Below are 26398 nucleotides of genomic sequence, written 5' to 3' on the forward strand. Positions count from 1 at the left end.
TTTCAAATAACTTCAAAAGCATAAGTGTTAGTATTTGATCGTCTATTACTTATTGATGAATTTATTGCGCCAGCTTCACTGCTGATGCGCGATATGAATTTTTTACGCCGGGTAAAGTACTGATGAGCACGATCCATGATCAGGCAATGAACTATGTCTATCAGCAAGTATTGCAGCGTCTGCTGAGCTTCTTTTCCAGAGCCGAACGTACAGCATTGCAATTGCTGATTCAGCGGCTGGTGGTCGCCGCCGGTGGAATGGAGCGCATGGGTGAATACAAGGTCATGGTGACGCCGTCCGGTACCCGTGACAGTTGCTATACCCTGGCGTTGCTGCGCGCCGCGCAGCTGAGTATCGCTGGTCGAGCGCCGGCCACTTTTCAGTTGCGTGTGGCCACATTGCGCTGGAGCGGAGCGGGGGCGGCGCCCGGAAATATGCACCGCAGCTTCGCCGCCCTGTTTCTGTACGACGATCCCCGGGTCGAGTTGCTGATGGTGGATCATCGTCAGGTGTTGCCATTCAATCACCTGGCGCCACCCGACAAGGACAGTACGGAAGCCAATCGCACCAACCTTCTGATGATGGGGCATCGACGGGCCTCGGACGAAAAGCTTGAGTTGTGGGATGACGCATGCCTGGCCTGGGCGGAGTTTTGCGGCCAGATCGCCCGCTGGGGCAATGGTGTCGACGCCTGGGTTGCCAGCGAGTCGCCGCGTCGACAAAAGCAATTCATCGATAACCTCGATCGGGCGGTGCAAAAGGCGGGTCTCGGTGCGCTGCCGCCCAATGCCGGAACATTCGATGAGCTGTTCGCCTTGCTCGACGGATTGGGAGGGGACTTATATCGTGGTTTTTACGCCGAATCCGAGCGCCGCTGCTGGCGTCCGGAAGACGGGTTCGAGTCATGCCGTCGTACAACGTTTGTCGACATTCACGACATGGCGGTGGGCAACCTGGAAGAACGCTGGCCACTGCTCAGCGAGTTTCTCGGGTTTCAGGCAGAGGAGTGGGTGTTCCACCAGGGCGAGGGCGAATACGCCGACCCGTTGATCGAGGCCCATTTGCGCGGCCTGGAGGCGGAGTTCCTCGACGGCCGCAGCTATGAAACCGGGTTTTCCCAACATGTTCAGCACATGCTGGCGACCATGCAGCAGCAACGGGTGCCGGAACCGGTATGCGAGCAGATGATTGCCAGATTGGGGCAACACCCGGCGCTGGATGAACTGCGCGAGGCCGCGGCGAACTGCATTCACGCGACCTACGGCTTGAATGAAACCCAATGGGTCTGCCTGTTGTTCACGCCGTTCATTGACCGTGGTGCCGGCCTCGAGCGGTTCCTGCGCCGTTGTCATCCCGGCATGTTGGTGGCGATGCCCGATTTGCATCGTGCCATGCAGGGTCTGCACGGCCCGGAGCAAGTGCTGCAATGGATGACGGATGTCAGTGGTTTGCCGGTCAGGCTGATCAGTCGTCTCTACGCCATGGAGTCATTGCCGGTGCGTGGCGCCGCCCCGCACGCAGCAGACGCCGTACACCAAACGGCTATCGACGCCAGTGTGGGTGAGAGATCAGCGGAACGTTGAGGTGAGCGCTCCATTCTTCGGCGCATCTGTGTCAACGGTATTGGGCTCATGAAGACTGCGCGGGAGCCCGGTTTTGCTTATCAGGCGGTCTATCGCTACCTGATGCGGCTGATAGCGGAGTCGGCTGGCGACGGCAATGCCAGACTGCCGTCGTTGCGCCAGTTGGCCAATCGTCTGAACGTATCGATCTCGACCATTCAATACGCGTATTCGTTGCTGGAGAAGGAAGGCAGGATCTATTCAGTCGCCAAGTCCGGGTACTACGCCCGGGCGGTGGCGCAGGTTACGCAGCCAGCGTTTGGCAATGATCTGCTCGAAACGGTCTACGTCAATGCGCGGCGCCCGGGGATGCGATTGTTGAGTGCCGAAGATCCGGTTTCACTCCAATCGCTGGACAGCCCTTTGCTGTTGATGGAGCGCGAACTGCTGCGCCAGTACCCCCGGCAGCCACTGTTGCTCGGTCAGCCCTGTGGTGACTCGGAGTTGCGCGCTGCGCTGGCGGCCCGCTACACCACCTCGCCGAGGCAATGCTGGCATGCCGAGGATGTCTACATCGGTGCGGATCTGCGCGGGGTACTGGAAATCCTGGTTGCCGTTCTGCAACTCAAACACGCAACCGTTCTGGTCGAGTCGCCTTGTGACTGGTTGATACTGCGGTTGCTGCAGGCGGCAGAGGTGCGCGTGATCGAGCTGCCGTTGCTGGCCTGTGGCGGGCTGGAGCCGCAACTTCTGGAAACACTGCTCAAGACTGAAAGCGTGCGGCTGATTCTCCTGTCGTCGGGCCTGAGCATGCCCCGTGGCACGCAGGTTCCTGCGGATAACCGCGACATCATTGCCGGACTGCTTCGCGAGCATGGCACCTGGGTGCTGGAAAATGATTGCTATGGCGAGCTTGGCGAGGGAGTGGACGGCGAGCGCTTGCGTGATCGGCTGGATCCTGACCGGCTGTTGATCTTCTCCTCCTTCGAGAAAATCATTGGCATCGAGGCGCCTTACGGGTTCGTGTTATCGCGCCAATGGAAAAACGAAATGCTGCGGCATTTTCTGATGCGATCGTTCCGACTGTCCCCGATTCGTCAGAAAGCCATTGCCCGACTGTTTGGAAACGGCCGGATCGACCAGCACCTGCATGTACTTCGCAGGCTCCTCAGGGAGTGTCGGACCCCGATGATTCACTTGCTGCGCGAGCGTTTGGGCGATGTACTTCAGGTCGTCGAACCGCAAGGCGGGGCGACCGTCTGGGTGCGGGCACTGCGTCCGGTGGACATGCGCGATGTGTTCCAGCGCCTGCTCCGGCAACAGATATTGATTGCGCCGGGCGAACTGTTCAGTTTGCAGGGATTGCACCGTCGTCATCTGCGCCTGAACCTGCTGGATCATAGTGACAGCGGTTTGGCGGGGGCGATTGCACTGCTGGGCGATGCACTGCGGTTGGCACCTCTTGAATGAACGTTGAAATCTGTCGGATAGATCCCGTCGCGCTGTGGTCAAACTGCCAGTAAACTGCGCTGTATTTCCTGAACCACTCTATTTCAGAGGTTTTGCATGACTATCAGTCCTTTTGCGGGCAAACCGGCACCGGCAGAATTGTTGGTCGACATCCCGCGACTGGTAACGGCTTATTACACCGGCCAACCGGACGCTTCGATTTCCACCCAGCGTGTGGCGTTTGGTACTTCCGGGCACCGCGGCAGCTCCTTCGACCTGAGTTTCAATGAGTGGCACGTTCTGGCGATCAGCCAGGCGATCTGCCTGTACCGCGAAGCCCAGGGCATCGATGGCCCGTTGTTTGTGGGCATTGATACTCACGCACTGTCGACCCCGGCCGGGGCCAGCGCGCTGGAAGTGCTGGCGGCCAACGGCGTGACCGTGATGATCGCCGAAGGTGACGAATACACGCCAACCCCGGCGATCTCGCACGCCATTCTCTGCTACAACCGTGGCCGCACTTCGGGCCTGGCGGATGGCATCGTGATTACGCCGTCGCACAATCCGCCGCAAAGCGGTGGCTACAAATACAACCCTACCAACGGTGGCCCGGCCGATACCCACATCACCAAGTGGATCGAAGCCAAGGCCAACGAACTGCTCGCCAACAAACTGGCCGGCGTCAAACGCATCAGCTACGAGCAGGCGCTCAAGGCCAGCACCACTCACCGTCACGATTATCTGAACACCTACGTTGCCGATCTGATCAACGTGATCGACTTCGATGCCATTCGTGACGCCAAGCTGCGTCTGGGCGTCGATCCGCTGGGCGGAGCAGGGGTGCGCTACTGGTCGGCGATTGCCGAGCATTACCGTCTTGATCTGGACGTGGTGAACAAGCAGGTCGATCCGACTTTCCGTTTCATGACGGTCGATTGGGACGGGCAGATCCGCATGGACCCATCGTCCAGCCATGCCATGCAAGGTTTGATCGGTCTCAAGGAACGTTACGACGTGGCCTTCGCCTGCGACCCGGATCACGACCGTCATGGCATCGTCACCCCTTCGGGTGGTCTGCTGGCGCCGAACAACTACCTGGCGGTGTCCATCGACTACCTGTTCCAGAATCGTCCGCAATGGCGCGCCGATGCCGCCGTGGGTAAAACCGTGGTCAGCAGCGGTCTGATCGATCGCGTGGCCAAGCGTCTGGGACGTCGTCTGTACGAAGTACCGGTCGGTTTCAAATGGTTTGCAGATGGCCTGTTTGACGGCTCGCTGGGTTTTGGTGGCGAGGAGAGTGCTGGCGCTTCGTTCCTGCGCAAGGATGGCGGCGTCTGGAGCACCGACAAGGACGGTTTGATTCCGGCGTTGTTGGCGGCTGAAATGACCGCCCGTACCGGCCGTGATCCAAGCCAGGCCTATCGCGCCCTGACCGATGAACTGGGCGAACCGTTCTCGGTGCGCGTCGATGCCAAAGCCAACCCTGAGCAGAAAGCACTGCTGAGCAAGCTGTCGCCGGAGCAAGTGACTTCGACCGAGCTGGCAGGCGAGAAGATTCAGAGCATTCTCAGCCACGCGCCGGGCAACGATCAGGCCATTGGTGGCCTGAAGGTGATGACCGAAAACGGCTGGTTCGCCGCGCGTCCTTCGGGTACTGAAGACATCTACAAGATCTACGCCGAAAGCTTCATTGGCGACGATCACCTCAAGCAACTGGTGGCCGAAGCGCAAACGCTGGTGGATGGCGCAATCAGCAACAAGTGATCTTCAGGGAGGTGAGTTCTTTCTGTGGTGAGGGGATTCATCCCCGATGGACTGCGTAGCCGTCCGCTCCAACGGTAAAGAAGGGCCGCTTCGCGGCCAATCGGGGATGAATCCCCTCGCCACAAAGGTTACAAAAAAGGGGCGACCATGACGGTCGCCCCTTTTTTTCGCCTGCAGTTCATGCCATCAAGCCAGATCCACCAACACGATTTCGCTGTCTTCGAGCGCGGTCACGGTCAGCACCGACTCATGTTCCACAGCAACACCGTCTCGAGCTTGCGCACGCAAGCCATTGACTTCAATCAAACCGGTGGCAGGCACTAGATAGGCTCGGCGTCCGGCATCCAGACGATATTCAGCCGTTTCCCCAGCCTTGACATTCGCCGCGACCAGCCGCGCATCGGCGCGAATGCGCAGGCTCTGGTCGTCACCGTCCTTGCCGCTGGCCAGGGTCACGAACCCTTCGCGCTGGCCTTTGGGGAACGGTTTGGCGCCCCACGATGGTGGTGCACCGGTTTCGGTTGGAAGAATCCATATCTGGAAAATCCGCGTTTCCTGGTCTTCCAGGTTGTACTCGCTGTGAGCGATGCCCGTACCGGCGCTCATGACCTGTACGTCGCCAGCCTCGGTACGGCCCTTGTTGCCAAGGTTGTCCTGGTGGGTAATCGCACCTTCGCGAACGTAAGTGATGATTTCCATGTCGCGGTGCGGGTGTTGTGGGAACCCGGTGCCGGCGGCGATCACATCATCGTTCCACACCCGCAGATTGCCCCAGTTCATGCGCTGCGGGTCATAGTATTCGGCGAACGAAAAGTGGTGATGGGCATCCAACCAGCCGTGATGAGCGCCGCCCAGCGTGTTGAAAGGTCTGAGTTCAAGCATGATCGTCTCCTCAAAAGGTTCGTCATGGGGCGCAACGCCAGAGCCACGAAGCGAGACCGTTGGTTAATGACGGGCATCATCCTTCAGTCAATCATCGAGAAAAAGCGTAAAAAGTGCGGCATTCTCATCGAATCTATTGATGGGAAACAGGCTCGAAACGATCTCACCCAACTTTCAGTTCATCGCCTAAACCAATGACCTGTAAGCATTTCGCTAGAACTCATGGGCAAATAAAGACACCATAGCCCCCAACAGCCTCACACCCTGGAGCCCATCAGCGTGGCGCAACACACTCCCGATCTTCCTCCCGAACTGCGTCCATTGGCCGAGATGCCTTGGTTCAAACGTCTGGCCGCGCGTTTCTTCGGCCATGGCCTGACGCGTTTGCGCGCCCAGCACCGTGCCTCTTGGCTGCACGGTCAGGCTGACGGGTTTCGCAGCGGGCACACCGCGGGTGTGGAGTACGGTTTCAAAGAAGGAAAACTCGAAGGGCTGGAGGAAGGTCGCCAGGTCCTGCTGATTCGTGACAGCCGCAGCACCGAGCATCGTCCGCCGAGCGTCGACAACCATCTGTTCGATGATTGGCGTCTGCCACTCAGCGCCGAACTGAAAAAACGCATGAAGGCCGATGTGGCACGCCTGCTGCCCGAGCACGCCCAGCCAAGCGTCGCGCAATGGAAGATGATTTTCAGTGATACACCCTCAACCTCGGTGATTGCCGGGGCCGGTGCGGGTAAATCGACGACGCTGGTGCTGCGTATTCTGTTGCTCACGCATTATCTGGGCTTTGAACTCGACTCGATGACCGTGGTGACCTTCACGCGCGAATCACGTAAGGATTTCATCAATAAACTGATCGAGATGTTCGCGCTCTGGGGACAGATATTGAGTCTGAAACAGGCGCGGGATCTGGTGCGGACCTTTCACTCGCGCATTCTGCCGATGGTTCGCAGCCTGCCGGGCTTCGAGCGTTTGCAGGCTTTTGAAAACCTCAGCAATCGACCACAAGGGGCTGACGAGGACGTCGACAGCAACCCGTTCGATTTGCGGATCAACGATGCCCAGCGCCAGCAGCTCAACGCCTGCTACCACCGGTTATTCAATGAAGACGAGCGTTTTCGCCCGTTGATTCAGCCGTTGGCCAAGGCTGCCTTGCAGTTGAAGGAACTGGAGCGCGATCACCCGGACGTGCAGAAGCGCATGGCGGTGACCGAACTGGCATCCAAACGCGACGAAGAACTGTGCGACGCCATCGAAGACCTGTGGTTTCGCGCCGGTGCCTGGCCGATCAAAGGCATTGAGCCCAACCGGCAGACGTTCGAGATCAACGGTTCGACCTTTCATTGTCATGGCTACATCCCCAGCCTCGATGCCTGGGTGGTGCTTGGCTTCGATCCCCGGGAAAACCCGCAGATCTGCCGGCCCAACGCCAAGCTCAGCGTACGCGCCGAGTGGGCTGTAAAACGCACCCTGTTTCAAGCTTTCTGCCGTAAGCCATTGATTTGGCTAGATAGTTATGAAATGTCAAAGCGAGTTCTGTCGACGTTGGCCGGCGATGCGAGCGCGGGTCCCGGGTTCGATTACAAGGTCAAAGGTGAACTGGTCTCAGCGCCGCTGCTGGACTGTTTTGTTGCGGCGGCCGGTTTCATCGAAAACCTCGGGCTGGATGTGCCGGACGCTGTCGGTCGTATGAGTTTTGCCAAGGATGATCCGGATCGGTTTTTCTTCGAGGCGCTGAGCCTGTTCTGGCGTGCCCTGGAAGATCATTTGCTTGATCAGAAGCCGCCGGTGATGACCTACAACCGGATGTTCGCGCTGTTCAGCGAACACTCGCCGGAAAATCTCAAGCTGCTGAGTGATGAGCTGCTGCGGCCCATGTCGCACTTGATGATCGACGAGTTTCAGGACGTATCGCCGCAAATCGTCTCATGGATCCGCGCCAGCCTTGCGGAAATCCGCAGTCGTGGCCCGGCCATGCATGTCGGGCGGGGCGCACAGCGTTCGTCGTTGCTGTGCGTGGGTGACGACTGGCAGTCGATCTACGGCTGGCGGGGCAGTTCGCCGAGTTACTTCATGGAGTTCAACAAGGAATTCCCGTCGCCGAGCACCACGCGGGTGATGCTCAGTGACAATTACCGCAGCCATCAGCACATCATCGATGCCGCCGAACACATCGTCCGCGCCGCGCCGGCAATTCCGGGCAAGAAGGCCAAGGCCAGTGGCGCAGCCAAGGCATTGCAGCCGGTAAATGTGCTGGAGCGCGATGATCAGGCTTTGGGTCAGCGCCTGGCCGAACACTACAATCGCGGCGATTCAATCTTGATGCTTTATCGAAAAAGCAGTGATAAGTCATTGATAGAACAGCATATACAGTCTGTAGTTAATGTGGATTCGAGCTTGCCCTACGAGGCTCGACGCCTGAAGCAACTGACCTATCACAGCGCCAAAGGTCTGCAAGCCGACGCCGTGTTCCTGCTCGGTGATTGCCAGCACCTGACCAGTTCGCCGTACAAGAATCAGGTGTACCGCATGGCCGGGCTGGGCAAGGCCGGTGACAGCGAGCCTTATGACACGGCGCAAAAGGACGAGATCCTGCGTCTGGCTTATGTCGGCATCACTCGGGCGGTCAGCCATTGCTATTGGTACGTCGAACCGCAGGACAACCAGGCAGTAAACATGCCGAGGGCGTCCGATCGGGTTGCGCAGGGCAAGGCGTTCTTTGTCGATCACCGCTCGCAAGCAAAAACCGGATAACCGCCGCGCACAAAAAAGCCCGCCTTTACGGCGGGCTTTTTTATTCAAAACAACAACTTATGCGTAACTCCTGAAAGATTCCGGAGGAATGAATGCCTCCAGCTCATCCTCTACGGCCTCGATAATGCGCTCGACATCGGCCGCGTTCATCACCGTGGCACATGGAATGCCGGCGATAGCGATCATGGTTTCACCGCTGGCGCGATCAAACAGACGGGCAATCATGCTGCCCGGTGCATCCATCGTTGCTTCGAAACCCATGGGATGAAAGTGCCAGCGCATCAGCTGGCACGCGTTGGGGAAGGTGACTTTGCTCGAAGCTTTATTCATGTGTTGCCCGCCTTCTTCATCGAGCGCTTCCTTTTGCTCATGTTAGGTGGGAAGAGCCTTCATTGGCTCAACCGTTCAGTGACTTTAAAAGTAGCATCCGGATGTGAAATCTCTGTGAGATTTTTCAGTTCATTTTGCGATTGCTTCGCGTTTTTTGATGTAAGTCACGCTCTGGTCAGTGATCGCCAAAAGGCCACTACGGTTTGCTCGTTGATCGTTTTCATGAAGTTGGGCAAGCTCGACTCTTTTGCATCGAGCCCTTTATGCACGCCGACGATGACGGCCCCGAACAGACCCCGGCCACGGCCGCCACGGTCATGCGCTACCACCTGAGCTGGAAGCACCGCGATCTGGACAGCGTCATGGCGCTGTATCACCCGGACGTCCAGTACAACGATTTCTTTCAGAACCGGGTCCTCGGCCTCGACGAACTGCGCGAGTACGTGCGCGTGAGCATGCCACGAGAATCCGACGAAGCGCTGGAGCATTGCGACCGGATCCGCGTGGATGGCAACACTGCGTTCATTCAGTACGAAGTGACCCTGCGCGGCGGTGACGGGTTGGTGTCGTTCCGTTCCAGTGAAGCTCTCACGGTCAAGGACGGCTTGATCTGGCGGGTCAACGAATACGCTTCGCTGGTTCGCGCACAAACCAATGGCGCCGCCGCACCGAGTGAGCGCCCGGCGGTGAGTCGCCTGGGCTTGTCGCCGCGCCAGATCAGTTTCATGGCCGAGGATCTGCAGCAGTATTTCGAACGCCAGCAGCCGTACCTCGATCCGGAACTGGACCTGCAACGAGTGGCGAAGGAGTGCGGGTACAGCCGCAATCAGATTTCCTATCTGCTCAATCAGGTGTTGGGCCAGAGCTTCTATCGCTACGTCAACCAGGCACGCTTGCAGCACTTGCTCAAGTCACTGGATCAGGCCACGCCGCCGCTGCGTATCGACGAGCTGGCGTTTGCGGCCGGTTTCAACTCGCTGTCAGCGTTCTACAGCTGTTTCCGCCAGCACACCGGCCAATCCCCCAAGGCTTACGCCAAACAAATTTCTTTGCGGGCACGCGCGCAAGACATTCGCTGAAGGCACGCACTAGGATCGGCGCCATCGAAGGTTTTCAGTGGCGGAGTCTTGCATGCCGGCGTGGCGCACTATCAGTTTGTGGATGGATCAACTCGACGAGCCGCTAACCGCGCGGCCAGCGCTGGAGCGGGATCTGGATGTCGACGTGGCAATCATCGGCGCCGGTTATACCGGGCTGTGGACCGCGTACTACCTGAAAAAACTCGCTCCCGGTCTGGATATCGCCATCGTCGAGGCGCAAACCGCCGGTTTCGGTGCGTCCGGGCGCAATGGCGGCTGGCTGATGGGCAACCTGCTGGGCGAGGATCGACTGCTTGCCGGGCTCTCGCCACAACAACGCCGCGCTTCGTTCGATCTGCTGCACAGCATCCCCGATGAAGTGGAAGTTGTGCTCGAACGTGAGGGCATCGACTGCGATTACCGCAAAGGCGGGGTGCTGTACTGCGCCGCACGCTATCCGGAGCAGGAAACCAGCCTGCGTGAATACCTCGACAAACTGCATGCTCAGGGCCTGACCGACAACGATTATCGCTGGCTCAGCCCCGAGCAACTGGCGCAACAGATTCGTGTGGCAAAACCCTACGGCGGCATCTATGCGCCGCATGTGGCGACCATTCACCCGGCGAAACTGGTGCGCGGTCTGGCGCGCACCGTGCAGAACATGGGCGTGAAGATCTACGAAAACAGCCCGGTCACGCACTGGCAGTCCGGCAGCCTGCGCACGGCCAAGGCCAGTGTGCGCAGTCGCTGGATCGTGCCAGCCGTCGAAGGTTATTCGGTGACGTTGCCGCCGCTGGGCCGCTATCAGTTGCCGGTGCAAAGCCTGATTGTCGCCACCGAACCGTTGTCGGCAGCGACCTGGGATGAAATCGGCCTCAACCGTGGCCAGGCCTTCAGCGAGTTCAGCCGCCAGGTCACCTACGGCCAGCGCAGTGCTGATAACCGCCTGATCTTTGGCGCCCGCGGTGGTTACCAGTTCGCCGGCAAGCTGCGGCATAACTTCGATCTGACCCGCGATGAAGTCGAGCTGCGCCGCTATCTGTTCGGCGAATTGTTCCCGCAACTGAAAAACGTACAGATCACCCACGCCTGGGGCGGCAACCTCGGCATGTCGCGGCATTTCAAGCCGCACATGCTCTGCGATCGCGCCAATGGCATCGCGCTGTCCGGCGGTTATGGCGGGGAGGGTGTCGGTGCCAGCAACCTTGGCGGCCGCACCCTGGCCGATCTGATTCTGGAGCGTGACACCGAACTGGTGCATCAGCCGTGGGTGCTGCCGGATGGCGGGATACATGCGCTGCGCGCCTGGGAACCGGAGCCGTGCCGCTGGCTTGGCTACAACGCGATCATCAAAAGTTTTGTCCACGAAGACCAGACCCTGGCCAACCCGGCCACTGCACCGTGGCGGCGCAAGCTTGCCAGCCAGGTCGCGGGTTTCATGGAAGGTTTCATGCACTAACCGCCGTTTTCTTCAAAAGACAGGTCCCCCCATGAGCATTACGCAGTTCAAGAACACCGCCACTCTGCAACTGGACGAGTCCAACCCGGTCGCCGTGCCACTCGGTGAGCCGGTCGCCATTGCCTCGACCACCAGCGTCGAACGCGACGACGGCGTCGAAACCGGCGTCTGGGAATGCACCCCGGGGCGCTGGCGCCGGCAGATCACCGCGCAGGAATTCTGCCATTTCATTTCCGGGCGTTGCACGTTCACCCCGGACGACGGCGGCGCAACCCTGCACATACAAGGTGGCGACGCACTGATGTTGCCGGCCAATACGCTCGGCATCTGGGATATCCAGGAGACCGTGCGCAAGACCTACGTGCTGATTTTCTGATTGTTTGATCCTTTGATTGCCTGCCAACAAAAATAGCCACTACAGGAATCACCTCATGATCCAGAAAACCCTCGCTCTGGCGCCGCTGCTGCTGGCCGCCTCCATCAGCCATGCCGCCGAAACGGTCAAGGTTTACAACTGGTCCGATTACATCGCGCCGGACACCACGAAAAGCTTCCAGAAAGACACCGGCATCGGCGTCACCTATGACGTCTACGACAGCAACGAAACCCTCGACGGCAAGTTGATGACCGGCAAATCCGGTTATGACGTGGTATTCCCGTCCAACCACTTCATGGCCCGGCAGATCCAGGGCGGGGCGCTGAAGAAACTCGACAAGAGCCAGTTGCCGAACTGGAAGAACCTCAACCCGGTATTGCTCAAGGCCTTGCAGGTCAACGATCCGAACAACGAGCACGGCTTTCCTTACCTGTGGGGCAGCACGGGTATCGGCTACAACATCGCCAAGGTCAAAGCGGTGCTGGGTGACAACGCGCCAGTGGACTCCTGGGATCTGATCTTCAAGCCCGAGTACATGGAAAAACTGCAGAAGTGCGGTGTGGCGATCCTCGATAACGGCCCGGAATTGCTGCCGGCGGCCCTCAATTACCTGGGGCTGCCGCCCCACAGCAAGAACCCGGAAGACTACAATAAAGCCGAAGCGCTGCTGATGAAAGTGCGGCCGTATGTCAGCTACTTCCATTCCTCGAAATACACCAGTGACCTGGCCAACGGTGACATCTGCGTGGCGGTCGGCTTCTCCGGCGACATCCTGCAAGCGGAAAACCGCGCCAAGGAAGCGAAGAACGGCATCGACATCGGTTACGCGATTCCCAAGGAAGGCGCGGCGATCTGGTTCGACATGGTCGCCATGCCGGCCGATGCGCCGGACGAGAAGGCCGGTTACGCGTTCATGAACTACCTGCTGCGCCCGGACGTGATGGCCGGCATCAGCAATTACGTGCACTACGCCAACGGCAACGAGCAGGCTGACAGTCTGATCGACCCGGCTATCAAGAGCGACACCAAGGTCTATCCGAGCCCGGAGATGATGGGCAAGCTGTTCGCGCTGGAAGCGATGCCGCTGAACATCGACCGGATTCGTACGCGGGTGTGGAACAAAATTCGAACGGGTAGTTGATTCACTTCATTCCTGTGGGAGCGGGCTTGCTCGCGAATGCGTCCGTTCAGTCAGCAATTATGTTGATTGATAAGCCGCATTCGCGAGCAAGCCCGCTCCCACTATGTGTTTTCAGCGCAGCATTTTATTTGATATCAATACACTGGCATCGCACTAATAGAGTGCAGGAAAGTGAGACGCGTCTAACAAAAAACAACTTACCAATATTTAATATTTAAATAGAAAATCGTCAGACAATTGGGCGTGGTGATGCCCGGTAAAACAATCTTTCGACCCCGCAGGCTTTGTTTTCGGCAGTTTTACGCAACAGTTCAATTTGATCTCAAAAAAACGCTAGACGACAGATTTCAAATTGTGTCAGGTTTCTTACGCCTTCATTGGGCGAGTGATAGGACGATCTCGCCAGGGATTGTCGCTATCTGACAAAAACTGTTCCATTGCTAAACAAGGAAGTGTGTTTATGTCGAAAGTAAAAGCTAACGCTATTGATACCACCGCAGATACATTCGTACCTGTCGGCGCAGCGCAGTCTCTGGCTGCATCCAGCTCCGCCTGGAACCAGATCAATAGCTTCAGCCATCAGTACGATCGTGGCGGCAACCTCACGGTCAATGGCAAACCCTCCTTCTCGGTGGATCAAGCCGCTACTCAACTGTTGCGAGACGGTGCTTCCTGGCACGATCTCGACAACAGCGGCAAGATCGAACTGACTTACACCTTTCTGACCGCCAAAACCGCCAACTTCAGCGGCTTGGGCGTCACCGGTTTCAGTCAGTTCAGTGCCCTGCAAAAAGCTCAGGCCGTGCTCGCCATGCAATCCTGGGCTGACGTTGCCAATGTCACGTTTACCGAGGCTGCCAAAGGTGGCGACGGTCACATGACATTCGGTAACTACAGCGGTGGCCAGGAAGGTGCGGCGGCGTTTGCTTTCCTGCCAGGCACCGAGCCTGGTTATGACGGTCAATCCTGGTACCTGACCGGCAGTGGCTACGACGTCAACAAAACCCCGGGGGTGAACAATTACGGGCGTCAGACCCTGACGCACGAAATCGGCCACACATTGGGGCTGTCTCACCCTGGCGACTATAACGCCGGCGAAGGCAACCCGACCTACAAGGATGCGTCCTACGGTCAGGACACCCGCGGTTACAGCCTCATGAGCTACTGGAGCGAAAGCAACACCGCCCAGAACTTCAGCAAGGGCGGTGTGGAAGCCTATGCCTCCGGCCCGCTGATGGATGACATTGCGGCGATCCAGAAGCTGTACGGCGCCAATATGAGCACCCGTGCCGGTGACACCACCTACGGCTTCAACTCCAACGCCGGTCGCGATTTCCTCAGCGCCTCGTCGTCGAGCGACAAGCTGGTGTTCTCGGTGTGGGACGCGGGCGGCAAGGACACCTTCGACTTCTCGGGTTTCACCCAGAACCAGAAGATCAACCTCAATGAAGCCTCGTTCTCCGACGTTGGCGGCATGGTGGGGAACGTGTCCATCGCCAAGGGCGTGACCATCGAAAACGCCATCGGCGGTTCGGGCAACGACCTGCTGATCGGTAACAGTGCGTCCAACGAGCTGAAGGGCGGTGCCGGCAACGACATCATCTACGGCGCCGGTGGTGCGGACAAACTGTGGGGCGGCGCCGGTTCGGACACCTTTGTGTTCGCAGCCAGCTCCGACTCCAAGCCGGGTGCCATCGATCAGATCCTCGATTTCGTCAGCGGTCTGGACAAAATCGACCTGAGCGCCATCACCAACGGTTCCGGTCTGCACTTCGTCAGCAGCTTCACCGGTGCAGCCGGCGACGCGATCCTGACTTCGTCGGGCGGCAACAGCCTGTTGTCGGTGGACTTCTCCGGGCACGGCGTGGCGGACTTCCAGGTCAGCACCGTTGGCCAGGCAGCGACCAGCGACATCGTGGCGTGATGTGAAACGGGAAAGCGGCGCTCAATGCGCCGCTTTCTTTACTTGCATCGTCCTGGCCGCTGGGCAAGGCTACGTGCCGGAGCGAATATTCTCATGATCTATAAAGCTTTTACCTACAAGGCAATGGCGTGGCTTTCGGCGGCGTTCATCATGATTTCTGGAGAAACAACCATGGCAAGCAGCCTCAGACTCGAAGATCCATTGGTTTTTGCCGGGCAATGGCAGGCTGTATTGACTGCGCCTGATGACGCCCCGCAGGCGCAGGCATTGCAAGACAAACCGTCGAACACCTGCCTGATCGATCTTGAACCGAACCAGACGCTGGGCAAGGGCGCCGAATGCCTGGGGGCATGGCTTGAGCAAGCGCCGATCGGCTGGTTTCCTGATCCGGACGGCCTGTCGATTACCGGCAAGGAAGGTTCAAGAATCCAGTTCTTCAGCCGACAACGTGATGGGCTTTATCTGAGCACTTTGAAGTCGGGGCTGGTGATTACGCTCACGCGCCATACGCCGCAGCCGTGAACAGCGCCACCGACTGAGCAGTTGCATATAAGGTTGTGCGTTGCAGTTATAAGCAACAGCTCAATACAACGAATGGCCGTTTAAATGACGGAAGTTGTTATTGAAGTGTCAGTGAAAGTTGCAAGAACTAGTCCGGCATGTGCGCGGATAATTAATGGAAGCGCCTCGTCAAAGAATGGCGGGGAATAATTTCAGGAATAATCAATGAAGATGGCGAAGGCCCCAGCCACCGCTCCCTTATTCAAGGCTTTGGGTGACTATAAAGGCATTCTGATCAGCGTCGGGTGCTTTACTGCACTGATTAACGTGCTGATGCTGGTGCCCTCGATTTATATGCTGCAGGTCTACGACCGCGTACTGTCTTCGCAGAACGAAACCACCCTGGCGATGCTGTCCTTGATGGTCGTTGGATTTTTTGCGTTCATCGGCATGCTGGAGGTAGTGCGCAGTTTCATCGTGATCCGCATCGGCAGCCAACTGGAGCGCCGCTTCAACCTGCGGGTCTATCAGGCAGCGTTCGAACGCAACCTGTTCAAGGGCGAGGGGAATGCCGGGCAATCGCTGGGCGACCTGACCCATATTCGCCAATTCGTCACCGGGCCGGCGCTGTTTGCGTTTTTCGACGCACCGTGGTTCCCGGTCTATCTGTTCGTCATCTACCTGTTCAACGTCTGGCTGGGCGTGCTCGCCACCGCTGGGGCGCTGCTGCTGATCGCGCTGGCATGTCTCAACGAATACATGACCAAGAAGCCGCTGGGCGAAGCCGCCGGTTATTCGCAGAAGTCCAGCCAACTGGCGACCAGCCACCTGCATAACGCCGAAACCATTCAGGCCATGGGCATGCTTGGCGCGTTGCGCAAGCGCTGGTTTGGTGTGCATTCGCGCTTCCTTGGCCTGCAGAATCAGGCCAGCGACACTGGCGCGGTAATCAGCTCGATCAGTAAGACCCTGCGTCTGTGCCTGCAATCGCTGGTGCTCGGCCTGGGTGCGTTGCTGGTGATCAAGGGCGACATGACCGCCGGGATGATGATCGCCGGTTCGATCCTGATGGGCCGGGTGCTGAGCCCGATCGACCAGTTGATCGCCGTGTGGAAACAGTGGAGCGGGGCGAAGCTGGCCTACCGTCGTCTGGACTCGTTGCTGCAGGCGTTCCCGCCGAGCGATGACGCCATGGCGTTGCCGGCGCCGAAAGGCCAGATTGCCTTTGAGCAAGTCAGTGCCGGCCCTCCGGGGCAGCGCGCGGCGACCCTGCAGATGGTCAACTTCAGCATCGGCGCGGGTGAAGTGCTGGGCGTGCTCGGCGCCTCTGGTTCCGGCAAGTCGACCCTGGCCCGGGTACTCGTCGGCGTGTGGCCGACCCTTGGCGGGACTGTGCGTCTGGACGGTGCGGATATCCATCGCTGGAACCGCAATGAACTCGGCCCATACATCGGTTACCTGCCACAAGACATCGAACTGTTCAGCGGCAGCATCGCCGAGAACATTGCCCGTTTCAGCGAAGCCAACCCGGAAAAAGTCGTGGCCGCCGCGCAACAGGCCGGTGTCCACGAGATGATTCTGCGTATGCCACAGGGCTACGACACGCAATTGGGCGAGGACGGCAGTGGTCTGTCCGGTGGTCAGAAGCAGCGCGTCGCTCTGGCTCGCGCCATGTATGGCGATCCGAGTCTGGTCGTGCTCGATGAGCCGAACTCCAACCTCGATACCGTTGGCGAAGCCGCGCTGGCCAGCGCCATCGCCCAGCTCAAGGCCAAGGGAACCACCGTGGTGCTGGTCACGCACCGCTCTTCGGTACTGGCCCAGGCCGACAAGTTGCTGGTGCTCAACGATGGTCGTTTGCAGGCGTTCGGTAACAGTCAGGATGTCCTCAAGGCGCTGTCAGGCGCCCAGGAACAACAACGGGAAAAATCTGCGCAGGCACCGGGCGGGCTCAGCATGAGCCGGCAGTACCAGCCCACGACAAGGAATTCGGGTGTATGAGCAGCGCCAGCATGAACACTGAAAACGAAGCCTCCATGGAACACGCGTACGTCACCGAGCGCCCGGAGCGCGATGCGAAATTTTTCGCGCGCATGGGCTGGATTCTGGCCATCGTCGGCGCCGGCAGTTTCTTCACCTGGGCCGCACTGGCGCCGCTGGATCAAGGCATTCCGGTGCAGGGCACCGTGGTGGTGTCCGGCAAGCGCAAGGCTGTGCAGTCGATGAGCAGCGGCGTGGTCAGCCGGATTCTGGTACGTGAAGGCGAAATCGTGAAGCAGGGGCAACCGTTGTTCCGCCTCGATCAGACCCAGGTCGCCGCCGACGTGCAGTCGCTGCAGGCGCAATACCGCATGGCGTGGGCCAGCCTCGCGCGCTGGCAGGCCGAACGCGACAACCTCAAAGAAATCACCTTTCCCGCCGAGCTGAGCAACGACCCGGACCCGCGTCTGGCACTGGTGCTGGAAGGTCAGCGTCAACTGTTCAGCAGCCGCCGCGAAGCGTTCTACCGCGAGCAGGCCGGGCTGCGCGCCAGTATCGAAGGCGCCACCGCGCAACTGGCGGGCATGCGGCGCGCGCGCACCGACCTCAATGCCCAGGCCGATTCGCTGCAACAGCAACTGAGCAACCTGCAACCGCTGGCGGACAACGGCTACATCCCGCGCAACCGTTTGATGGAGTACCAGCGGCAGCTGTCGCAAGTGCAGCAGCAACTGGCGGAAAACACCGGTGAAAGCGGCCGGGTCGAGCAGGGCATCCTCGAGTCGCGTCTGAAGCTGCAACAGCATGGCGAGGAATACCAGAAGGAAGTGCGCACGCAACTGGCCGACGCGCAGCTGAAAAGCGTGACCCTGTCCGAACAACTGACTTCTGCCGGTTTCGACCTGCAACACAGCGAGATCCTTGCCACCGCCGATGGTGTGGCGGTCAACCTCGGCGTGCACACCGAAGGCGCCGTGGTGCGTCAGGGCGAAACCCTGCTGGAGATCGTCCCGCAAGGCACCACCCTGGAAGTCGAAGGGCACTTGCCGATCAACCTGATCGACAAGGTCGGCACGCATCTGCCGGTCGATATCCTCTTCACCGCGTTCAACCAGAGCAAGACCCCGCGTGTGCCGGGTGAGGTCAGTCTGATTTCCGCCGACCAGATGGTCGACGAGAAAACCGGCGTGCCGTACTACGTGTTGCGCAGCAGCGTCAGTGATCAGGCCATGGAGAAGCTTCACGGTCTGGTGATCAAGCCCGGTATGCCGGCGGAAATGTTCGTGCGCACTGGCGAACGCTCACTGCTCAACTACCTGTTCAAACCGCTGCTCGATCGGGCCGGCTCCGCGTTGACCGAAGAATAAGGATGTTCGGCTGTATGAATAAGCTTTCGATGTTGGGAGCAGCGTTCGCGCTGCTCGCAGGAAACAGCGCGCTGGCGGCCATGGGGCCATTCGAGATCTACGAGCAGGCATTGCGTAACGACCCGGTGTTCCTCGGCGCGATCAAGGAGCGCGACGCGGGCCTGGAAAACCGCATCATCGGCCGCGCCGGGCTATTGCCGAGACTGGGTTACAACTACAACCGTGGTCATAACACCTCCAAGGCCACGCAACTGACCAATCGCGGCAGCCTCACCGAAGACCGCAACTACAACAGCTACGGCTCGACCCTGACCTTGCAGCAACCGTTGCTCGACTACGAAGCCTATGCGGCGTATCGCAAAGGCGTGGCCCAGTCGCTGTTCGCCGACGAGGCGTTTCGCGGCAAGAGTCAGGAACTGTTGGTGCGGGTGCTGGATAACTACACCAAAGCCTTGTTCGCCCAGGATCAGATCGACATCGCCCAGGCCAAGAAGAAAGCCTACGAGCAGCAGTTCCAGCAGAACGAACACATGTTCAAGCAGGGCGAGGGCACGCGCACCGACATTCTGGAAGCCGAGTCGCGCTATGAACTGGCGACCGCCGAAGAGATCGAGGCGCGCAACGAGCAGGACGCGGCGCTGCGTGAGCTGGGTGCGCTGGTCGGCGTGCCGACGGTGGACATCAGCGAACTGGCGCCACTGGATCAGAATTTCCAGACCTTCGCCCTGATGCCCGCCAACTACGACACCTGGCACGAACTGGCGATCAGCAATAACCCGAACCTGGCGTCGCAGCGTCAGGCGGTTGAAGTGGCCAAGTACGAAGTGGAGCGCAACCGCGCCGGGCACATGCCCAAAGTCAGTGCCTATGCTTCGATCCGCCAGACTGAATCGGACAGCGGCAACACCTATAACCAGCGCTATGACACCAATACCATCGGTTTTGAAGTCAACGTGCCGCTGTATGCCGGTGGCGGGGTATCGGCTTCGACCCGTCAGGCCAGCCGCACCATGGAGCAGGCGGAATATGAACTCGACGGCAAGACTCGCGAGACGTTGATCGAATTGCGCCGCCAGTTCAGCGCCTGCCTGTCGGGTGTCAACAAGCTGCGCGCGTACCAGAAGGCCTTGGCCTCGGCTGAAGCGCTGGTGGTGTCGACCAAGCAAAGCATTCTTGGCGGTGAGCGGACCAACCTCGACGCACTGAATGCCGAACAACAACTATTTACCACCCGCCGCGATCTGGCTCAGGCACGCTACGACTACTTGATGGCCTGGACCAAGCTGCATTACTACGCGGGGACCTTGAACGAACAGGATCTGGCGCGGGTGGATGAGGCCTTCGGACAAGGCCCGAAAACCCAGTAACACGGAAAGTCCTGTAGGAGCTTAAAGCAGAGCAAAAGATCGCAGCCTGCGGCAGCTCCTACATAGAACACAGCAATCCCTGTAGGAGCTGCCGCAGGCTGCGATCTTTTGATCTGGCTTTTAATAGCCTGCGGCGCCTGCATAAAACAATAAAAGTGAGTGGTGAACATGGACGTACGCATCAAGCCGGCAGCGGTCGGCACTCTGTTGCTCGCAGTTTCCATTGCGCAAGCCAACGCGCAGTACCTTGAAACCGGCAAGCCCGGCGATCCCGCCAGTTGGCGCAGCGCCGAATTCCAGCGCGACTGGGGCCTGGCGCGGATGCAGGCGGATCAGGCCTACGCCGCCGGCATCACCGGTAAAGGCGTGAAGATCGGCGCTCTCGACTCCGGCTTCGATGCCGCCCATCCCGAGTTCGCCAGCGACCGCTATCACCCGGTGCTGGCCTCCGGCAGTTACGTCGATGGTTCGCTGTTCAGCGTCAACGGCACCCTCAACCCCAACAACGATTCCCACGGCACTCACGTGGTCGGCACCATGGGCGCGAGCCGTGACGGCACCGGCATGCACGGGGTGGCGTACAACGCACAAATCTACGTCGGCAACACCAACAACAACGACAGCTTTCTGTTCGGCCCGAAACCCGATCCGCGCTATTTCAAAGCGGCCTACGACGCCCTGGCCGCTGCCGGTGTGCGCGCGATCAACAACAGTTGGGGCAGTCAGCCGCCGGATGTCAGCTATCGCACCCTGGCCGATCTGCATGCCGCTTATGCTCAACACTGGAATCAGGGCACCTGGCTCGATGCAGCGGCGGACGTCTCGCGCCGTGGCGTGATCAACGTGTTCAGCGCCGGCAACAGCGGCTATCCGAACGCCAGCGTGCGTTCGGCGTTGCCGTACTTTCAGCCGGATCTCGAAGGCCACTGGCTGGCGGTCTCGGGGCTGGATCAGAGTAATCAGCAGAAGTACAACCAGTGCGGCATCGCCAAATACTGGTGCATCACCACACCGGGGGCGAAGATCGACAGCACCATTCCGGGTGGCGATTATGCGATCAAGTCCGGCACCTCGATGGCCGCACCGCACGCCACCGGGGCACTGGCGCTGGTGATGGAACGCTATCCGTACATGAACAATCAGCAGGCGCTCGAAGTGCTGCTGACCACCGCCACGCAACTCGACGGCTCGGTCACCGATGCACCCACCGAACGGGTCGGCTGGGGCGTGGCCAACCTGAATCGGGCGATGCGCGGGCCGGGGCAGTTGCTTGGCGCGTTCGATGCCAACCTGGCGGCCGGGCAAAGCGAAGTCTGGAGCAATGACATCTCCGACAAGGCACTGATTCAGCGTCAGCGCGAAGACCTCGCCGAACACAGCGCCTGGCAGCAAACCCTGCAGGACAAGGGCTGGCAGAACGGCATTGCGGCCGGCGCCAGTCAGCAGGATCAGACCGACTACGCGGTCGGTATGGCGCGTGATGCCGCCGCGGCGACCCGGGTCTATCAGGGCAGCCTGATCAAATCCGGAGCAGGGCGCTTGCTGTTGACCGGCGAAAACACCTTCCGTGGACCGACCACGGTCAATGGCGGTTTGTTGAGCGTCAACGGTTCGCTGGCCTCGGCGGTGACGGTCAACGACAGCGGCACCCTCGGCGGTTCCGGGCGCATCGGCGCGTTGCTCGCCAACAGCGGCGGCCGTGTGGCGCCGGGCAACTCCATCGGCACCTTGAACGTGGCCGGTGACGTGACCTTCGCCCCGGGCTCGACCTACGCGGTGGAGCTGTCACCGACCAGCAGCGACCGCATCGTCGCCGGCGGCGTCGCGAGCATCAACGGTGCCACGGTCAGCCTGTCGCTGGAAAACAGCCCGACCCTGCTCAGCACCACTGAAACTCGCAGCCTGCTCGGCCACTCGTACGACATTTTGCAAGCGGCTGGCGGCATTCAGGGCCGGTTCGGCGCGGTGCTGCCGGACTACCTGTTCATCGGCGGCAACCTCGACTACGCGGCCAACGCGATTCAGCTCGACATCCAGCGCAACGCAACCTCGTTCGCCAGCGTCGGGCAAACGCCGAATCAGCGCGCCGTAGCGGCTGCTGTCGAAGGTTTGGGCGCTGGCAATTCGGTGTACGAAAGCCTGCTGCTCTCAGCGTCTGCCGCCTCGGCGCAGCAAGCTTTCCAGCAACTGAGTGGGGAGATCTACCCGGCAATTGGTTCGATGCTGATCAATGACAGCCGCCAGTTGCGCGACGCGGTGGGCGAACGTCTGCACGATGCCAGCGCCTCACAAAGCAATGGCTGGATCAAGGCCCTCGGTGCCTGGGGTTCGACCGACTCCGGTAACGACACGGCGCGCTACAGCACTTCGATCGGTGGCTTGCTCGCGGGTGTTGACGGTGCGCTGGACGAGCAGACGCGCATCGGTCTGGTCACCGGTTACAGCGACAGCTCGCTGAACATGGGGTCGGACACGCACTCGTCAGCCAAGGTCGACAGCTATCACCTCGGCGCTTACGCCGGTCATGAAATCGGCGCCTGGCGCCTGAGCACCGGCGCGGCCTACAGCTGGCATCGCGCCGATGTGAAGCGCGATCTGCAATACGGCGACGTCAGCGCCAAACAAAAAGCCAAGGTCGATGCGACCACTGCTCAGGTCTTCGGTGAAGCGGCTTACCGGCTGAACCTGCAACCGCTGGCACTGGAGCCGTTCGCCAACCTCGCTTACGTGCATCTGGACACTGACGGCTTCACCGAAAAGGGTGACGCGGCGGCGCTGAAAAGCTCTGGCGACCAGCGTGATGCGGTGCTCAGTACGCTCGGTGTGCGCGCGGTCAAGCGCTTCAACCTGTCGAACCAGCAGGCGCTGGACCTGAGCGGGCATCTCGGCTGGCAGCACAGCCTCAGCGACATCGACTCTGAACAACATCTGCGTTTTGCCAGCGGCAGCACGCCGTACTCGGTCGAGAGTTCGCCATTGGTGCGTGATGCGGCGCTGGTCGGTGTGCAAGCCAGCCTGGCCTTGAGCAAGGACGTGCGGGTCAACCTCGATTACAACGGGCAACTGGCCAATCGCGAGAAGAGCCATGGGGTTGGGTTGAGCTTGAATTGGCAGTTCTGACGGACGGTGTACGCGTCTCCCTGTAGGAGCACATACCTGTGGCGAGGGAGCTTGCTCCCGCTCGGCTGCGCAGCAGTCGCAAATTCGCCAGACCGGGTTCGACTGGAAACATGCAGGGGGCCGCTTCGCGCCCCAGCGGGAGCAAGCTCCCTCGCCACAAAAAACAGCATTCATGAGATTGAAATAGACGGATTTTTCGCAACAACACTAAGGAAGGTCGCTGGATGAATAACAACAAAACCCCCGCGCAAACGGGCGGTCGCTTCGCCATGAAAACCCTCAATTGCGCCGTGATTTGTGCGCTGACCACTTGGGGCAGCGCACACGCGGCGCCTTATGTGGAAAGCGGCCGCACTGGCGATCCCGCCAGTTGGCGCAGTGCCGAATTCAAGGCTGACTGGGGCCTGGGCGCCATCGGCGCGGATTACGCCTACGCCGCCGGTTACACCGGCAAAGGCGTGAAACTGGGGATCTTCGACCAGCCGGTGTACGCCGCCCACCCGGAGTTTTCCGGCGCTAACAAAGTCATCACCCTGGTCACCAGCGGGATCCGCGAATACACCGACCCGTACATCCCGGTCAAAGCCGGGGACGCGTTCCGCTATGACGGTTCGCCCTCGGTCGGTTCCAACGGCAAGCTCGGCGCCCACGGCACCCACGTCGGCGGTATTGCCGCCGGCAGCCGCGACGGCGGGCCGATGCACGGGGTGGCGTTCGGTGCGCAGATCATCAGCGCCGACAACGGTGACCCGGGCCCGGAAGACGGTATCGTCCGTGGCAACGACGGCGCGGTGTACAAGGCCGGTTGGGATGCGCTGATCGCCAGCGGCGCGCGGATCATCAACAACAGCTGGGGCATCGGCATCACCGACCGTTTCGACCTCGGTGGCCGCAACCCGGCGTATCCGCACTTCACCGTCAACGACGCGCAATTGCAGTTCAACGAAATCCGCACACTGCTCGGCACCAAGCCCGGCGGTGCCTACGACGGCGCCATCGCCGCCGCCCGCAGCGGTATCGTGACGATCTTCGCTGCCGGTAACGATTACAACCTGAACAACCCGGACGCCATCGCCGGCCTCGGTTACTTCGTGCCGGACATCGCGCCGAACTGGATCACCGTCGCCGCGTTGCAGAAGAACCCGGACCTGGCCAGCGCCAATCCGTACATCATGAGCACGTTCTCTTCGCGTTGCGGCTACACCGCGAGCTTCTGCGTCTCGGCGCCGGGGACGCAGATCTACAGCTCGATCATCAGCGGCACCAACGCTGACAATCTGACCACTGGCTACGCCAACTACAACGGCACCTCGATGGCCGCGCCACACGTGGCCGGCTCCATGGCGGTGCTGATGGAGCGCTTCCCGTACATGACTGGCGATCAGGTCGCCACGGTGTTGCGCACTACCGCCACCGACCTCGGCGCACCAGGCATCGACGCCTTGTACGGCTGGGGCATGATCAACCTGCGCAAGGGCATCGATGGTCCGGCGATGTTCGTCACCGAGAAAGACATCCCGGAAGAATTTCGCATCCAGGGTGCCTACGGTTCCGGGCAGTTCGTCGCGGACTTGCCGGGCATTGGCGCGATCATCGACAAGGGCAAACCGACCGAGCGCCTGTGCACCGACATCACTTGCGGCCTCGACACCTGGCGCAACGACATTTCCGGTCACGGCGGCCTGACCAAACAGGGCATCGGCACCCTGGTGATGACCGGCAACAACACCTACAGCGGCCCGACCCTGGTCAATCAGGGGCGTCTGGCGATCAACGGCTCGCTGGCTTCGGCGGTCACGGTCAACGACAGCGGCATCCTCGGCGGCAACGGCCGCATCGGCGCACTGACCGCGAAAAGCGGCGGTACCGTCGCGCCGGGCAACTCGATCGGCACGCTGAACGTCGCCGGTGACGTGACCTTTGAACCGGGTTCGACCTACGCGGTAGAAGTATCGCCGACCAGCAGCGACAAGATCGTTGCCGGCGGCAAAGCGGTGATTGATGGCGCTACCGTCAGTCTGTCGCTGGAAAACAGCCCGACCTTGCTGACCACCACTGAAGTGCAGAGTCTGCTCGGCACGCAGTTCAACATCCTGCAAGCGGCCGGTGGCATTCAGGGGCAGTTCGGGCAAGTGCTGCCGAACTACGCGTTCCTCGGCGGCACCCTGGCGTACTCGGCGAGCGGCGTACAACTGGAGGTGGGGCGCAATGGCGCGTCGTTCGCCAGTGTCGGTCTGACGCCGAACCAGCGTGCGGTCGGCGCGGCTGCCGAGCGTCTGGGCGCGGGCAATGCGCTGTTCGAAACCCTGCTGTTGTCGCCGAACGCGGCGTCGGCGCAACAAGCGTTCCAGCAACTGTCCGGCGAGATCCATCCAGCCATCGGCACGCTGCTGATCAACGACAGCCGCTACCTGCGTGAAGCCGTGGGCGAGCGTTTGCGTGAGCGTGATCTGTTCAATGCCAATGCGCCGACCGACGAACGCAGCAACGCCTGGGTCAAGGTCCTGGGTTCGTGGGGCAAGAGCGACGGTGGGCATGAAAATGCCGACTCCAACAGCTCCATCAGCGGGCTGCTGGCTGGCGTCGACGGCTTGATTGCTGAAGATACGCGTCTGGGTTTCGTTACCGGTTATAGCGACAGCTCGTTGGGTATGGGCGGCGGCACGCATTCGTCGGCCTCGGTCGACAGCTACCACCTGGGTGCGTACCTGGGGCATCAGATCGATGCGCTGCGTCTGACCGCCGGTGCGGCCTACAGCTGGCATCGCGTGGATGTGAAACGTGACCTGCAATTCGGTGACGTCAGCGGTAAACAGAAAACCAAGCACGATGCGGCGACTACCCAAGTGTTCACCGAAGCGGCTTATGATCTGCGCCTGCAACCGATGAATCTGGAGCCGTTCGCCAATCTGTCGTACGTGCACTTGAACACCGACAGCTTCACCGAGAAGGGTGATGCGGCGGCGCTCAAGGGCGGTGAAGACAACCGCGATGTGGTGCTGTCGACCCTTGGCGTACGCGCCAAGCGCACCTTCGCGCTGTCGGACAAACATCAGCTGGAACTGGGCGCGACCCTGGGCTGGCAGCACAACCTGAGCAGTGTCGATGCTGACAGCCACCTGGCATTTGCCAATGGCAACAGCGCGTTCACCGTGCAGAGTGTGTCGATGGATCGTGATGCGGCCGTGGTCGGTGTACGCGCCGGGCTGGCGCTCAATCGCGATGTCCGGGTTAACCTGGACTATAACGGACTGATCGGTAACAACGAGAAGGATCACGGTGTGGGTCTGACGCTCGACTGGCAGTTCTAAAGGCAATGCCGGCAGTCCCTTGGGGCTGCCGG

The 26398-nt window shown here is 60.1% G+C and carries 17 protein-coding genes; 15 read left to right on the plus strand and 2 right to left on the minus strand.

The genetic code is table 11. The features are described 5' to 3' along the window. Positions 1-122 precede the first annotated feature (122 nt). The 3 genes from NTD85_RS07050 to pgm all read left to right on the plus strand — a co-directional run bounded on the left by NTD85_RS07050 (position 123) and on the right by pgm (position 4775). Positions 123-1583, plus strand: coding sequence for a hypothetical protein (locus tag NTD85_RS07050; RefSeq protein WP_262141791.1), 1461 nt, complete (start codon positions 123-125; stop codon positions 1581-1583). A gap of 48 nt (positions 1584-1631) precedes the next feature. Continuing rightward, complete coding sequence (locus tag NTD85_RS07055; protein ID WP_262141792.1) at positions 1632-3032, plus strand: PLP-dependent aminotransferase family protein; 1401 nt, start codon at positions 1632-1634, stop codon at positions 3030-3032. 96 nt (positions 3033-3128) lie between these two features. After that, positions 3129-4775 (plus strand): phosphoglucomutase (alpha-D-glucose-1,6-bisphosphate-dependent), encoded by a 1647-nt coding sequence (gene pgm / locus NTD85_RS07060; protein WP_262141793.1) that lies wholly within the window; start codon positions 3129-3131, stop codon positions 4773-4775. Positions 4776-4961: 186 nt separating this feature from the next. On the opposite strand, the gene NTD85_RS07065 is transcribed toward pgm, so the two are convergent. Then, a complete protein-coding gene (locus NTD85_RS07065; RefSeq protein WP_262141794.1) occupies positions 4962-5657 on the minus strand; it encodes a pirin family protein in 696 nt (231 codons plus the stop codon). Positions 5658-5936: 279 nt separating this feature from the next. Between NTD85_RS07065 and NTD85_RS07070 the strand changes: the two genes are divergently transcribed. Beyond that, on the plus strand, positions 5937-8411 hold the full coding sequence (locus tag NTD85_RS07070) for a UvrD-helicase domain-containing protein (protein WP_262141795.1): 2475 nt from the start codon (positions 5937-5939) through the stop codon (positions 8409-8411). Between the two features lie 57 nt (positions 8412-8468). Here NTD85_RS07070 and NTD85_RS07075 read toward each other — a convergent pair whose 3' ends face one another. Then, positions 8469-8741 carry a DUF1652 domain-containing protein gene (locus NTD85_RS07075; RefSeq protein WP_045122460.1) on the minus strand — a complete coding sequence of 91 codons (273 nt, stop codon included), beginning with the start codon at positions 8739-8741 and terminating at the stop codon, positions 8469-8471. A gap of 263 nt (positions 8742-9004) precedes the next feature. Between NTD85_RS07075 and NTD85_RS07080 the strand changes: the two genes are divergently transcribed. From NTD85_RS07080 to NTD85_RS07130, 11 genes are all read left to right on the plus strand, one after another. Continuing rightward, complete coding sequence (locus NTD85_RS07080; protein WP_262141796.1) at positions 9005-9820, plus strand: helix-turn-helix domain-containing protein; 816 nt, start codon at positions 9005-9007, stop codon at positions 9818-9820. 52 nt (positions 9821-9872) lie between these two features. Continuing rightward, positions 9873-11279, plus strand: coding sequence for an NAD(P)/FAD-dependent oxidoreductase (locus NTD85_RS07085; protein WP_103483489.1), 1407 nt, complete (start codon positions 9873-9875; stop codon positions 11277-11279). 31 nt (positions 11280-11310) lie between these two features. Continuing rightward, positions 11311-11655, plus strand: a complete 345-nt coding sequence (locus NTD85_RS07090; protein WP_003225018.1) for a cupin domain-containing protein — start codon at positions 11311-11313, stop codon at positions 11653-11655. Positions 11656-11710: 55 nt separating this feature from the next. Next, positions 11711-12796 (plus strand): polyamine ABC transporter substrate-binding protein, encoded by a 1086-nt coding sequence (locus NTD85_RS07095; protein WP_262141797.1) that lies wholly within the window; start codon positions 11711-11713, stop codon positions 12794-12796. A gap of 460 nt (positions 12797-13256) precedes the next feature. Next, entirely contained in the window at positions 13257-14720 is a 1464-nt protein-coding gene (locus tag NTD85_RS07100; protein ID WP_003225012.1) for a serralysin family metalloprotease, read from the plus strand. 93 nt (positions 14721-14813) lie between these two features. Further along, complete coding sequence (locus NTD85_RS07105) at positions 14814-15242, plus strand: AprI/Inh family metalloprotease inhibitor (protein ID WP_158547274.1); 429 nt, start codon at positions 14814-14816, stop codon at positions 15240-15242. 204 nt (positions 15243-15446) lie between these two features. Beyond that, positions 15447-17222 carry a type I secretion system permease/ATPase gene (locus NTD85_RS07110; RefSeq protein ID WP_262141798.1) on the plus strand — a complete coding sequence of 592 codons (1776 nt, stop codon included), beginning with the start codon at positions 15447-15449 and terminating at the stop codon, positions 17220-17222. Continuing rightward, positions 17219-18568 carry an HlyD family type I secretion periplasmic adaptor subunit gene (locus NTD85_RS07115; protein ID WP_003225006.1) on the plus strand — a complete coding sequence of 450 codons (1350 nt, stop codon included), beginning with the start codon at positions 17219-17221 and terminating at the stop codon, positions 18566-18568. The genes NTD85_RS07110 and NTD85_RS07115 overlap by 4 nt, the downstream gene beginning before the upstream one ends. 2 nt (positions 18569-18570) lie before the next feature. After that, on the plus strand, positions 18571-19935 hold the full coding sequence (locus NTD85_RS07120; RefSeq protein WP_103483484.1) for a TolC family outer membrane protein: 1365 nt from the start codon (positions 18571-18573) through the stop codon (positions 19933-19935). 168 nt (positions 19936-20103) lie between these two features. Next, positions 20104-23055, plus strand: coding sequence for an autotransporter domain-containing protein (locus NTD85_RS07125; RefSeq protein ID WP_262141799.1), 2952 nt, complete (start codon positions 20104-20106; stop codon positions 23053-23055). 224 nt (positions 23056-23279) lie between these two features. Continuing rightward, positions 23280-26366: an autotransporter serine protease gene (locus tag NTD85_RS07130; protein WP_262141800.1), complete on the plus strand. Its 3087-nt coding sequence runs from the start codon at positions 23280-23282 to the stop codon at positions 26364-26366. Positions 26367-26398 lie beyond the last annotated feature (32 nt).

Origin of the sequence: Pseudomonas sp. 13B_3.2_Bac1 (assembly GCF_025466205.1) — a bacterium.
Taxonomy (GTDB): Bacteria; Pseudomonadota; Gammaproteobacteria; order Pseudomonadales; family Pseudomonadaceae; genus Aquipseudomonas; species Aquipseudomonas fluorescens_H.